The sequence below is a fragment of the Streptomyces sp. NPDC127106 genome (assembly GCF_042677605.1).
GTDB lineage: Bacteria > Actinomycetota > Actinomycetes > Streptomycetales > Streptomycetaceae > Streptomyces.
In genome coordinates, this window is the sequence record NZ_JBHXTC010000070.1 from 1 (window position 1) to 13,518 (window position 13,518).

The 13,518-nt window shown below is 74.0% G+C and carries 8 protein-coding genes; 3 read left to right on the plus strand and 5 right to left on the minus strand.

What is annotated here, in order from left to right; genetic code table 11:
- Positions 1-151 precede the first annotated feature (151 nt).
- Genes rbsK through ACFVGY_RS33785 form a run of 5 tightly spaced genes read right to left on the minus strand, consistent with a single transcriptional unit; the run spans position 152 to position 6,143 of the window.
- Entirely contained in the window at positions 152-1,057 is a 906-nt protein-coding gene (gene rbsK / locus ACFVGY_RS33765) for a ribokinase (RefSeq protein ID WP_385685062.1), read from the minus strand.
- On the minus strand, positions 1,054-2,466 hold the full coding sequence (locus ACFVGY_RS33770; RefSeq protein ID WP_385685064.1) for an ADP-ribosylglycohydrolase family protein: 1,413 nt from the start codon (positions 2,464-2,466) through the stop codon (positions 1,054-1,056). The genes rbsK and ACFVGY_RS33770 overlap by 4 nt, the downstream gene beginning before the upstream one ends.
- The gene (locus tag ACFVGY_RS33775) at positions 2,463-3,605 is read right to left on the minus strand and encodes an ADP-ribosylglycohydrolase family protein (RefSeq protein WP_385685067.1); all 1,143 of its coding nucleotides are present in this window, start codon (positions 3,603-3,605) and stop codon (positions 2,463-2,465) included. The genes ACFVGY_RS33770 and ACFVGY_RS33775 overlap by 4 nt, the downstream gene beginning before the upstream one ends.
- Positions 3,606-3,612: 7 nt before the next feature.
- Positions 3,613-5,139 (minus strand): ADP-ribosylglycohydrolase family protein, encoded by a 1,527-nt coding sequence (locus tag ACFVGY_RS33780; RefSeq protein ID WP_385685070.1) that lies wholly within the window; start codon positions 5,137-5,139, stop codon positions 3,613-3,615.
- Positions 5,136-6,143, minus strand: coding sequence for an ADP-ribosylglycohydrolase family protein (locus ACFVGY_RS33785; RefSeq protein WP_385685073.1), 1,008 nt, complete (start codon positions 6,141-6,143; stop codon positions 5,136-5,138). Before ACFVGY_RS33785 ends, ACFVGY_RS33780 begins: the two co-directional genes overlap by 4 nt.
- Before the next feature lie 267 nt (positions 6,144-6,410).
- Between ACFVGY_RS33785 and ACFVGY_RS33790 the strand changes: the two genes are divergently transcribed.
- The 3 genes from ACFVGY_RS33790 to ACFVGY_RS33800 all read left to right on the plus strand — a co-directional run.
- The gene (locus ACFVGY_RS33790; protein ID WP_385685076.1) at positions 6,411-7,142 is read left to right on the plus strand and encodes a VIT1/CCC1 transporter family protein; all 732 of its coding nucleotides are present in this window, start codon (positions 6,411-6,413) and stop codon (positions 7,140-7,142) included.
- Positions 7,143-7,493: 351 nt separating this feature from the next.
- Complete coding sequence (gene gltB, locus ACFVGY_RS33795) at positions 7,494-12,092, plus strand: glutamate synthase large subunit (protein ID WP_385685079.1); 4,599 nt, start codon at positions 7,494-7,496, stop codon at positions 12,090-12,092.
- On the plus strand, positions 12,085-13,518 hold a 1,434-nt coding region (locus tag ACFVGY_RS33800; protein WP_385685082.1), incomplete at its 3' end, for a glutamate synthase subunit beta. The genes gltB and ACFVGY_RS33800, both read left to right, overlap by 8 nt.

Consider the following 13,518-nt stretch of genomic DNA (forward strand, 5'->3'; position numbering starts at 1 on the left):
GCCCCGGCCCCGGCGCCGACGCCGGGACCCGGGTCGGGCGGTTCGGCGTCGGGCGCGGCCTCGGCCCCCGGCCGGGAGCCCGCCGCCCGGTCGGCCCCGCGGGACGCGGCCCGGCCGGTGTCCGGGGGCGCGGTCCGGCCCGGCAGCGGGGTCATGACCCGCCGCCGGCGGCGAACGCCGCGTCGGTCTCGGCCCGCTTTGGCATCGAGTCCTGGGCCCCGGGCCGCTGCACGGACAGCGACGCCGCCGTCGCCGCCCACCCCAGCGCCGCCCGCACCGGCCGGCCCTCGCCCAGCGCCACCGCCAGCGCCCCGACGAACGTGTCCCCGGCCGCCGTGGAGTCCACCGCCCGCACCCGCGGCGCGGGCACCGCGTACGGCTCCCGCCCCCGCGCCGCGTACAGCGCGCCCGCCGCGCCCAGCGTGATGACCACCTCGGGGACCCGCTCCAGCAGTGCCGCGGCCGCCTGGCGGGGGTCCGTCAGACCGGTCAACGCCGCCGCCTCGTGCTCGTTGGGCACCAACAGGTCCACCGACGCCAGCAGTTCCGCCGGCAGCGGCTGCGCCGGCGCGGGCGTCAGCACCGTCCGGACGCCGTGCGCGCGGGCCGCGCGGGCGGCCGCCTGCACCGCGGACAGGGGTACCTCCAGCTGGAGCAGCAGCGCCCCGGCGGCGGCGATCCGCGCCTCGTCGCCCTCCTCCAGGCCCGTCACGCGGGCGTTTGCGCCCGGGATGACGATGATGCTGTTGCCGCCCTCGTCGTCCACGGTGATGTGCGCGGTGCCGCTGGCGCCCTCCACGGTGCGCAGGCCCGACGTGTCGACTCCGGCCGTGGTGAGCGCGGAGCGCAGCCGTACGCCGAACTCGTCGGCGCCGACCGCGCCGATCATCACCACCTGCGCGCCCAGCCGGGCGGCGGCGACGGCCTGGTTGGCTCCCTTGCCGCCGGCGACGGTGCGGAACGCGCGGCCGGTGACGGTCTCCCCGAGGCGGGGGGCCTTGGGTACGTAGGCGACGAGGTCCATGTTCGTACTGCCGAGCACGGCGATGGCCGTCATGAGCGTGCTGCCTCCTGTGCGGTGAGCTGGGCGAGGGTGTCGAAGCCGATGCCGTCGAAGCCGGCGACGGTGGTGGCCAGGCGGTTCTTCAGGGGCGCGGCCCAGCGGTCCGGGACCCGGCCGGCCACCAGGGCGGCGATCGAGCCGGCGGTCGCCCCGTTGGAGTCGGTGTCCCAGCCGCCGGAGACGGCACGGCAGACCGAGCGGGTGAAGTCGCCGTCGGCATGCGTCAGGGCGGCGGCGACGAGGGCGGCGTTGGGGACGGAGTGGACCCAATGGTAGTGACCGTAGCGGGCGTGCAGCCGGTCCACGACGCGGTCGAAGTCCCGTTCCTCGCGCGCCGCCCGGATCCCGTGACGGACTGCGCCGGCGAGGCGCGCGCCCGGTGGTACGGCGGCCAGCCCGGCCCGCAGCGCGGTGTGGACGTCGGCCCGGCCGGAGGCCGCCTCCGCGATCGTCGCCGCGGCGAACAGGGCGGCGTAGAGACCGTTGCCGGTGTGGCTGAGCGCGGCGTCCCGGTAGGCCTGCTCGGCGGCGGCCCGCGGGTCGCCGGGGTTGGTCCAGCCGTGCACGTCGGCGCGGATGAGGGCGCCGATCCACTCCCGGAACGGGTTGTGGTGGGTGGCGGTCTCCGGGGGCTCCAGCCCGAGCAGCAGGTTCCGGTACGCGTTGCGCTCGGCGGTGAAGGTCCGGCCGGCGGGGAGCTCGTCGAGCCAGAGCCGGCCGACGTCGGCGGTGGTGAAACGGCGGCCGTGGCGGCGCAGGAGCAGCAGGTTCAGCAGCGGGTAGTCGAGGTCGTCGTCCTCGGGCGTGCCGTCGATGTTCTCGGCGAGGGAGGTGCCGGCGGAGCGGCGGTTCCACGGGTACGCGGCCAGCAGGGCGGGCGGCACGCCGCGGGCGGTGAACCAGTCGTCCAGCGGCCAGTTCCCGGCCGCCCGGGCCAGCGCCCGGATCCCCTCCAGCGGCAGCTTCTCCACCGGTTTGCCGAGTACGCACCCCACGGCCCGGCCCACCCACGCCGCCTCCAACCGCCCCTGCAGCCCTCCACCGGAGGCCGCGGTCGGCCCGGCCGCGGTGAGCGTGGGCCCGCAGTCGGGGGTGGGGGCGGGGGCGGCCGCGGTGCAGGCGGCGATGATGGCTGACCAGGCCGTCGGTTCGGCGGCAGCCGACGGGCGGGGGAGCGCGGCCAGTTCGGCCAGCAGGCGGGCGGCCAGCTCCCGGAGCCCCGGTGGAGCCGGTTCGGCGGAGGCGCCGGCCCGGGCGGGGGCCGGGCGGCCGCCCGCCGCCAGCCAGCGGCGCAGCAAAGGCCCCGCGTCCCGCCCGTCCTCGGCGGCCTGCCGCAGCTCGTGCCCGACGAGGTCCTCCGGCTGCACCCAGGTCAGCCGCAGCCCGCCCGGGGCGCCCGTCACCGGGCCGCGATCGTCGCGAAGGCCGCCTCGTGGGCGCGCCGGCGGGACCGGTCCAGGGCGAAGACCTCCCGGGCCACCTCGGCCAGCGCCGCCGCCGGCGCGTGCAGGTCCAGCCGGCTGGCCTCGGCGACCTGTTTGGCCCAGCCGGCCGGGACCGCGGCCCCGCCCGCCAGCGCCCCGGCGACGGCCCCCGCCATGGTGGCGATGGAGTCGCAGTCCCGGCCGTAGTTGACCGCTCCGAGCACGGCTTCCTCGTACGCGCCGTCCGCGACGACCAGCATGCCGAGGGCGACCGGCAGCTCCTCGATCGCGTGCAGCCGGGACGGTCGCCGGGCACCCAGCGACGGCGCGCGGTAGTCGGGGCCGACCGAGTCGTACGGGGCCACCGCCGCCCGCAGCGGCCCCAGCGCCGACTCGAAGTCCCGGTGGCGCCCGGCCACTTCGCAGACCGCCTCGATCGCGGCCCGCGTGCCGTCCTTGGCCAGGGCGAGCGCGGCGTCCACCACCGACGACACCGTCGCCCCCGGCACGCACGCCGCCGCCACCGCCGCCGCGAGGACACCCGCGGCCTCCCGCCCGTACGAGGACTGGTGGGCGGCGGAGACGTCCAGTGCCTCCGCGTACGCGCCCGCCGGATTGCCGGCGTTGACGATGCCGACCGGCGCCATGTACATCGCCGCACCGCAGTTGACGATGTTCCCGCTGCCCGCCTCGCGCGGGTCGACGTGCCCGTAGTGCAGGCGGGCCACGATCCACTTCTCGGCGAGGAAGATCCGCTGGAGGGGGAGGGCCTCGGCCTCCAGCTCGGGGATCCAGCGGGGGCGGGTCATCAGGTCGGGGACGAGGTGGTCGGCGACCGCGTACGCGTCCAGGTGGTCCCGAACGGCCTCGTAGACCCGGACCAGGGCGTGCGTCATGAGGGTGTCGTCGGTGACGCGGCCGTCGCCCTTGTGGTACGGGGCGATGGGCCGGGCGGTGCGCCAGTCCTCGTACCAGGGGCCGACGATGCCGTGGACGCGGCCGCCGTGGCGCTGCGCGATCAGGTCCGGGGACCAGCCCTCCACCGGTCCGCCGAGGGCGTCGCCGACGGCGGCCCCGACGAGGCAGCCGGCCGCCCGGTCTTCCAGAGTGAGCGTCATGTCCGAATCATCCCTTGGGTGAGGTGAGTTCCGTACGAGCGAGCAGCGCGGCGAGTTCGACGAGGTCCGTGCCGGCGAGGCGGGGCAGGGCGCAGCCGGACAGGACGCGGCAGGCCTCGCGCCAGGCGGCGGGGACCGAGTCGCCGCCGCCGAGGGCGCCGGTGAGCGCCCCGGCGAGGGCGGGGGCGGAGTCCGCGACCCGCGACAGGCAGGCCGCGGCCGGCACGGCGTCGACGGCTCGGCCGCGGGCGGCGGTGGCCAGGGCGAGGGCGACCGGGACGGTCTCGGCGGCGGCGATGCCGTAGCTGTAGACGTGGTCGACGATCTCGTGTTCGAGGGTCGGGACGATGGCGAAGGCGCCGCCGCCCTCCGTGTGGGTGCGGGCGAGCTTGACGGCGTGGCGGGCGTTGCGGCCGATCTCGGTGGCTCCGGGGAGCTGGGCGAGGGCGGCCTCGACGGCGGTGTCGGTGTCGGCGCCGGCCAACGCCTCGGCGAGGGCGGCGGCCATGGCGCGGGCGCCGTGGACGCCGTCGCCGTCCTGGGTGTAGCGGGCGTCGAACTCGGCGAGGTCGGCCGCGGCCTCCGGGTCGCCGGGATGGACGACGGCGAGGACGCAGGCGCGGACGCAGGCGGCGTCGTCGAAGTAGTGCGGGTTGTCGTGGCCGGTGGCGGGCGGACGCAGCCCGGCGGCGAGGTTGCCGAGGCCGGCCCGTACGGAGATCCGCGCGCGCAGCGGCAGTACGGCGGACTCCACCTCGGGGGCGCGTTCCGCGGCGGCGGCGATCTCGCTGGCCAGGGCGTTCCAGGCGAGGTCGATCGCGGCCCGCATCCGGCGGGACGGGCTGAGGTCGCTGAGCAGGCCCTCGCCGGCGGTGAGCACCGACTCGGCGGCGAAGGCGGCCCACTCGGCGTCGTCGGACGGGCCCAGCAGCAGCGGCTCCGGGGGCTGGTTCAGGGCGATGGGGACGGGGAGGGTGGTGGTGGCGTTCTGTTCGGCGAAGGTGTCCAGCTCACGGGTGAGGCGGCGGGTCCACTCGGGCATCCGGCTGGCCCGGTGCCGAGCGGCCGGCCACCCGGCGGCGTCCCCCACGGCCAGCCCGAGCAACAACCCTTCGATCCGCCGTCCCCCTCCGGGGCGCCCGCTGCCCACCCCGGCCCACCCGCCGATCACGCCCCCGGCCACGACCCCGAGTCCGCTGCTCACCAGGGCTCCGGGCGGCGCACCGGCCGCCACGACCCCGAGTCCGCCGGCCGCCACGACCGCGGGCCCGCTGCCCGGCACGGCCCCCGACCCGCTGCCCGGCACGGCTCCGCCCGGGTCGCCCGGCACGGCCGGCGCCGGCGGGCCGTCGGCTTCGGGATGGGCGGGCGGGGGCCATGCCGGGGGCGTTCCCGGTCGCTCGTCCGGTGCTGCCTGCGGGGCGCGGTCGCCGCCGGGGGCGGGGGCCCGGGTGGCCAGGGGGCGGTGTGCTGTCCCGGGCCGGTCCGGGGCGGGAGCGAGGGGCGCCGGGTCGGGGGGCTGGGGTGGGGTCATCGGGGGGTCTCGTATTCCGGGGTGAGGAGGTCGGCGACGTCCAGGACGTGGTAGCCGCGCATCGACGGCAGGCACCGGCCGCGGACCGGCCCGATCGCCGACGCCCACGCCCCGGGGATCGCGCCGACGCCGCGCAGCGCCCCGGCGAGGGCGCCCGCCACGGCCGCCGTGGTGTCCGCGTCGCGGCCCATGTTCACCGCGGTCAGGACCGAGTCGGCGAAGTCCCCGCGGCAGGCGGTGAACGCCCCGAAGGCCAGGCCGACGGCCTCCGGGGCCAGGTCCGTCCAGGGATAGCCGCCGATGACGACCGCCGAGCGGACCGCCCGTTCGCCGCGCGGGGCGGCGGTGACGGCCCGGCGCAGGGAGCGGGCGGTCCAGGAGTCCGAGGGGATGACCGAGAGGGCGGCGGAGACCACCGACGCGGGCCCGGCGCCGGCCATCGCCGCGGCGACGCCCGCCGCGACGGCCTGGCCGCCGTAGATGCCCTCCCCGTCGTGGCTGACGGTGCCGTCGATCGCGACGAGCCGGGCGGCCTCCGCCGGCCGGCCGGCCGCGAACACCCCGAACGGCGCCGCCCGCATCGCCAGGCCGTCCGACCAGGCGTGCCGGTGCTGGGCGGAGATCGGTGCCGCGAGGCCGCGCCGCAGGTTCTCCAGGGTGCCCCGCTCGGAGAACCCTGCCCCGCGGAACGGCCCCTCGTCCAGGTCGGCGATCCAGTGGTGCCAGGCCCGTTCCACGTGTGCGACGGTGAGCGCCGACCCGTGGCGGGCCAGCAGCAGCGCCGAGAAGATCGCGTACTCCGTGTCGTCCGTGCCCGTCGGGTCCTCGGTGACGAAGCCCTCGATCCGGCCCCATCTCGCGCGGATCTCCGACGGTTTCATGTTCTCGGCGGGGGCGCCCAGCGCATCGCCCACCGCGAGGCCCAGGAGGGCGCCCCGGGACCGTGCGAGGAGGACCTGCGGGGGGCAGGGACTGCCCGGAGTGCGTGCAGCGGTCAGCTCCATGGGCGCGCCTCTCCATCCGAGGGGGCTGGACGGGGCCCTCGTGACCCCTAGGGGGATTTGTGTCATGACATACGGTTTGCCGGTCGTCGCGAAACACCCCGCCCGCGCCGCCGTCACCCGGTCGCCGACCCGCAAATGCCCAGGTAAGTACGGCCTTCCTTGCTGGCGGGCAACAGAAATCGTGCGTAGTTTCGAGGTGTTGGGGGGAGCGGAGCATTTCAGGGCTCCCGTGCGCCCTCGTAGGCGACAAAAGGGGAGATATACCGCATGTCCATCATCGACATCGAAGCGCCGCTGCACACGGCCCACCGGGACAACCACACCCACCGGGACGTCAACGGCGGCTGGCTGCGGCCGGCCGTGTTCGGTGCCATGGACGGGCTCGTCTCCAACCTCGCCCTGATGACCGGTGTGGCCGGCGGCGCCGTCGCCCCGCACACCGTCGTCATCACCGGGCTGGCCGGGCTCGCGGCCGGCGCCTTCTCGATGGCCGCGGGCGAGTACACCTCCGTCGCCTCGCAGCGCGAGCTGGTCCTCGCCGAACTCGACGTCGAGCGGCAGCAACTGCGCAAGCACCCCGTCGACGAGATGGAGGAGCTGGCCGAGCTGTACGTCTCCCGCGGCGTCACCCCGGCCCTCGCCCGCGAGGTCGCCATGCAGCTGTCCCGCGACCCCGACCGGGCGCTGGAGATCCACGCCCGCGAGGAGCTCGGGATCGACCCCGACGACCTGCCGTCGCCCCTGGTCGCCGCGGTGTCCTCGTTCGGCTCCTTCGCGCTGGGCGCGCTGCTGCCCGTACTGCCCTACCTGCTCGGCGCCACCGCCCTGTGGCCCGCGGTGCTGCTCGCCCTGGTCGGGCTCTTCGCCTGCGGGGCCGTCGTCTCCAAGGTCACCGCCCGGTCCTGGTGGTACAGCGGCCTGCGGCAGCTGCTCCTGGGTGGCGCGGCCGCCGGTGTGACGTACATCCTGGGAACCTGGATCGGCACAGCCATAGGCTGACCGCACATCGAATGAGACACTATGCAGAGTCCTACATAAGTAGTCCGTTACTCGGCGGTTTCGATGCCATGTCCGCCGGGCATCACAGCAGGGCGCCCCGGGCAACGATGCCCACGTTCGTGCGCCAAGGCTCCCCGCCCAGCGCCGTGCCACCGCACGCGCCGCGACCATCCTGACCTGCTACGCCACACCCCCGAAGCACCCTTCTCTGCCCCGTGCGTGTCCGCATGGTGAAACGCCGATATCCGGTTCCCGGGATAGCGGCCATCATGTAACCTGCACGAAATTTCGCAGAGGGCCAACGTCGTCCCTCGGCTATGCACCAATGCCACGACGACGACGGGAGAGCCGATGCGTTCCGCATCCACGCACTCCGCGACCGGCCCCAGCAGCACCGCCTGGTCGCCCATGGACGGTCGCCCCGCCCGACAGGGCATGTACGACCCGCGCAACGAGCACGACGCCTGCGGCGTCGGTTTCGTGGCCAACCTCAGCGGCGAGGCCGGCCACACGCTGGTCGAACAAGCGCTGACCGTACTGCGGAACCTCGAGCACCGCGGCGCCACCGGCTCCGAGCCGGACTCGGGCGACGGAGCCGGCATCCTCTGCCAGGTCCCGGACGCCTTCCTCCGCGAGGTCACCGGATTCGAGCTCCCCGAAGCCGGCGCGTACGCCGTCGGCATCGCCTTCCTCCCCGCCGACGGCACCGCACAGGCCGTCGCCGTGGAGCAGATCGAGGCCATCGCCGCCGAGGAGGACCTCACCGTCCTCGGCTGGCGCGAGGTCCCCGTCACCCCCGACCTGCTCGGCAACGGCGCCCGCGCCACCATGCCGGCCTTCTCGCAGCTGTTCGTCACCGACGGCGAGAACACCGGGATCGCCCTCGACCGCAAGGCCTTCGTGCTGCGCAAGCGCGCCGAACGCGAGGCCGGGGTCTACTTCCCCTCGCTGTCCGCGCGCACCATCGTCTACAAGGGCATGCTGACCACCGGCCAGCTGGAGCCCTTCTTCCCGGACCTCTCCGACCGCCGTTTCGCCTCGGCGCTCGCCCTGGTCCACTCCCGCTTCTCCACCAACACCTTCCCGTCCTGGCCGCTGGCCCACCCGTACCGGTTCGTCGCCCACAACGGCGAGATCAACACGGTCAAGGGCAACCGGAACTGGATGCGGGCCCGCGAGTCCCAGCTCGCCACCGACACCTTCGGCCAGGGCGCCCTCGACCGGATCTTCCCGATCTGCACCCCGGACGCCTCCGACTCCGCCTCCTTCGACGAGGTCCTGGAGCTCCTGCACCTCGGCGGCCGCTCGCTGCCCCACGCCGTGCTGATGATGATCCCGGAGGCCTGGGAGAACCACACCTCCATGGACCCGGCCCGCCGCGCGTTCTACCAGTACCACTCCACGATGATGGAGCCCTGGGACGGCCCGGCCTGCGTCACCTTCACCGACGGCACCCAGGTCGGCGCGGTCCTCGACCGCAACGGCCTGCGCCCCGGCCGCTACTGGGTCACCGACGACGGCCTCGTCGTGCTCTCCTCCGAGGTCGGTGTCCTCGACATCGACCCCGCCAGGGTCGTCCGCAAGGGCCGCCTCCAGCCCGGCAGGATGTTCCTCGTCGACACCGCCCAGAACCGGATCATCGAGGACGACGAGATCAAGGCCGAGCTGGCCGCCGCCGCCCCGTACGCCGAATGGCTGGAGTCCGGCGAGATCGAGCTGACGGACCTGCCCGAGCGCGAGCACGTCGTGCACACCCACGCCTCGGTCACCCGCCGCCAGCAGACCTTCGGCTACACCGAGGAAGAGCTGCGCGTCGTCCTCGCACCGATGGCCCGCACCGGAGCCGAGCCGATCGGCTCCATGGGCACCGACTCCCCCATCGCAGCCCTCTCCGAGCGCCCCCGGCTGCTCTTCGACTACTTCACCCAGCTCTTCGCGCAGGTCACCAACCCGCCGCTGGACGCCATCCGCGAGGAGCTCGTCACCTCGCTCCTGTCCTCCCTCGGACCGCAGGGCAACCTGCTGGAGCCCACCGCCGCGTCCTGCCGCAGCGTCACCCTCCCCTTCCCGGTGATCGACAACGACGAGCTGGCCAAGCTCATCCACATCAACGCCGACGGCGACATGCCGGGCATGAAGGCCGCCACCCTCTCGGGCCTCTACCGGGTCTCCGGCGGCGCCGACGCCCTCGCCGCCCGGATCGCCGAGATCCGCGCCGAGGCCGACGCCGCCATCGCGGGCGGCGCCCGCCTCATCGTCCTCTCGGACCGGCACTCCGACGCCGAGCACGCGCCGATCCCGTCGCTGCTGCTCACCGCCGCCGTGCACCACCACCTCATCGCCACCAAGCAGCGCACCCAGGTCGGCCTGCTCGTCGAGGCCGGCGACGTCCGCGAGGTCCACCACGTCGCGCTGCTCATCGGCTACGGCGCCGCCGCCGTCAACCCGTACCTCGCCATGGAGTCCGTCGAGGACCTGCTGCGCGCCGGCACGTTCATCGACGGCATCGAGCCCGAGAAGGCCATCCGGAACCTGATCTACGCTCTCGGCAAGGGCGTCCTGAAGGTCATGTCCAAGATGGGCATCTCCACCGTCGCCTCCTACCGCGGCGCCCAGGTCTTCGAGGCCGTCGGCCTCGACGAGGCGTTCGTCGAGACGTACTTCCAGGGCACCGCCAGCAAGATCGGCGGCGCCGGCCTCGACGTCATCGCCAAGGAGGTCGCCGCCCGCCACGCCAAGGCCTACCCCGCCTCCGGGATCGCCCCCGCGCACCGCGCGCTGGAGATCGGCGGCGAGTACCAGTGGCGCCGCGAGGGCGAGCCGCACCTGTTCGACCCGGAGACGGTCTTCCGCCTCCAGCACGCCACCCGCAACCGCCGGTACGACATCTTCAAGAAGTACACGGACCGGGTGAACGAACAGTCCGAGCGCCTCATGACGCTCCGCGGCCTCTTCGGCTTCAAGAGCGACCGCCCGTCCGTCCCCGTGGACGAGGTCGAGCCCGTCTCCGAGATCGTCAAGCGGTTCTCCACCGGCGCCATGTCGTACGGCTCCATCTCCCGCGAGGCGCACGAGACCCTCGCCATCGCCATGAACCAGCTGGGCGGCAAGTCCAACACCGGCGAAGGCGGCGAGGACCCGGACCGCCTGTACGACCCGGCGCGCCGCTCCTCGATCAAGCAGGTCGCCTCCGGCCGCTTCGGCGTCACCTCCGAGTACCTCGTCAACGCGGACGACATCCAGATCAAGATGGCCCAGGGCGCCAAGCCCGGTGAGGGCGGTCAGCTGCCCGGCCACAAGGTCTACCCGTGGGTCGCCAAGACCCGCCACTCCACCCCGGGCGTCGGCCTCATCTCCCCGCCGCCGCACCACGACATCTACTCCATCGAGGACCTCGCCCAGCTCATCCACGACCTCAAGAACGCCAACCCGGCCGCCCGCATCCACGTGAAGCTGGTGTCCGAAGTCGGCGTCGGAACGGTCGCGGCGGGCGTCTCCAAGGCCCACGCCGACGTCGTCCTCATCTCCGGCCACGACGGCGGCACCGGCGCCTCCCCGCTCACCTCGCTCAAGCACGCGGGCGGCCCCTGGGAGCTCGGCCTCGCCGAAACCCAGCAGACCCTGCTGCTCAACGGGCTGCGCGACCGGATCGTCGTCCAGACCGACGGCCAGCTCAAGACCGGTCGCGACGTGGTCATCGCCGCGCTGCTCGGCGCCGAGGAGTTCGGTTTCGCCACCGCCCCGCTCGTCGTCTCCGGCTGCATCATGATGCGCGTCTGCCACCTCGACACCTGCCCCGTCGGCATCGCCACCCAGAACCCGGTCCTGCGCGACCGCTTCTCCGGCAAGCCCGAATTCGTCGTCAACTTCTTCGAGTTCATCGCCGAGGAGGTCCGCGAACTCCTCGCCGAGCTGGGCTTCCGCACCCTGGAAGAGGCCGTCGGCCACGCCGAACTGCTCGACACCACCGAGGCCGTCACCCACTGGAAGGCGCAGGGCCTCGACCTGGAGCCGCTCTTCCACGTGCCGGCCCTGCCCGACGGCGCCGTCCGCCACGCCCTGGTCCCGCAGGACCACGGCCTGGAGAAGGCCCTCGACAACGAGCTGATCGAGCTCGCCGCCGACGCCCTGGGCGCGGCCACCGCCGAGGCGGCCCAGCCCGTCCGCGCCCAGGTCGCCATCCGCAACATCAACCGGACCGTCGGCACCATGCTCGGCCACGAGGTCACCAAGAAGTTCGGCGGCGCGGGCCTGCCCGCCGACACCATCGACCTCACCTTCACCGGCTCCGCCGGCCAGTCCTTCGGAGCCTTCCTGCCGAGCGGCGTCACCCTCCGCCTGGAGGGCCACGCCAACGACTACGTCGGCAAGGGCCTCACCCGCCGACGCATCGTCGTCCGCCCGGACCGCGCCGCCGACCACCTCGCCGAATACAGCACCATCGCCGGCAACACCATCGGCTACGGCGCCACCGGCGGCGAGATGTTCCTGCGCGGCCGCACCGGCGAACGGTTCTGCGTCCGCAACTCCGGCGCCCTGGTCGTCTCGGAAGGCGTGGGCGACCACGGCTGCGAGTACATGACCGGCGGCACCGCCGTCGTCCTCGGCGAAACCGGCCGCAACTTCGCGGCCGGCATGTCCGGCGGCGTCGCCTACGTCATCGACCTCGACCCCCGACAGGTCAACGCCGGCAACGCGAACGCCGTCGAGGCCCTGTCCGACGAGGACGAGCAGTGGCTGCACGATGTGGTGCGCCGCCACGAGGAGGAGACCGGCTCGACCGTGGCCGCGAAGCTCCTCGCTGACTGGCCCGCCTCGGCGGCCCGCTTCAGCAAGATCATCCCGACCACGTACAAGGCAGTGCTCGCCGCCAAGGACGCCGCTGAGCGGGCCGGACTCTCCGAGTCCGAGACCACCGAGAAGATGATGGAGGCGGCGACCCATGGCTGACCCGAAGGGCTTCCTCACCACCACCCGCCAGACCGCCTGCTCCCGCCCCGTCGCGGAGCGGCTGGGCGACTGGAACGAGGTCTACGTCCGCGGCTCCCTGCTCCCCATCATCAGCCAGCAGGCCGGCCGCTGCATGGACTGCGGCATCCCGTTCTGCCACAACGGCTGCCCGCTGGGGAACCTCATCCCCGAGTGGAACGACTACGCCTACCGCGAGGACTGGGCGGCCGCGTCGGAGCGCCTGCACGCCACGAACAACTTCCCCGAGTTCACCGGCCGCCTGTGCCCCGCCCCGTGCGAGTCGGCGTGCGTGCTCGGCATCAACCAGCCGGCCGTCACCATCAAGAACGTCGAGGTCTCCATCATCGACAAGGCGTGGGACCACGGCGGCGTCGCCCCGCAGGCCCCCGAACGCCTCTCCGGCAAGACGGCCGCCGTCATCGGCTCCGGCCCGGCGGGCCTCGCCGCCGCCCAGCAGCTCACCCGCGCCGGCCACACCGTCGTCGTGTACGAGCGCGCCGACCGCATCGGCGGCCTGCTGCGCTACGGCATCCCCGAGTTCAAGATGGAGAAGGTGCACATCAACCGCCGCATCGAGCAGATGCGCGCGGAGGGCACCAAGTTCCGCACCGGCATCGAGGTCGGCCGCGACATCACCGCCACCGACCTGCGCAAGCGGTTCGACGCCGTCGTCATTGCGGCCGGCGCCACCGTCTCCCGCGACCTGCCGGTCCCCGGCCGCGACCTGAACGGCATCCACTTCGCCATGGAGTACCTGCCGCTCGCCAACAAGGTCCAGGAGGGCGACTTCGTCGCCCCGCCCATCACCGCCGAGGGCAAGCACGTCGTCGTCATCGGCGGCGGTGACACCGGCGCGGACTGCGTGGGCACCGCCCACCGCCAGGGGGCCCTCTCGGTCACCCAGCTGGAGATCATGCCCCGCCCCAACGAGGAGCGGAACCCGGTCGCCCAGCCGTGGCCGACCTTTCCCATGCTCTACAAGGTCACCTCGGCCCACGAGGAGGGCGGCGAGCGGATCTACTCCGTCTCCACCACCCACTTCGAGGGCGACGAGGACGGCAACGTCCAGGCACTGCACCTGGTCGAGGTCGACTTCGTCGACGGCAAGCTCGTCCAGCGCGAGGGCACCGAGCGCCGCATCCCGGCCCAGCTGGTCACCCTGGCGATGGGCTTCACCGGCACCGACCGGTCCAACGGCCTGGTCGAGCAGTTCGGCCTGGAGCTGGACGAGCGGGGCAACGTCGCCCGCGACACCGCCTACGCCACCAACGTCGACGGCGTCTTCGTCGCCGGCGACGCCGGCCGCGGCCAGTCCCTCATCGTGTGGGCCATCGCCGAGGGGCCCGGCCCCGCCCCCCGCCGGACACCCAAACAAAAAGGGAACCACACCAAGAGAATTATAAAC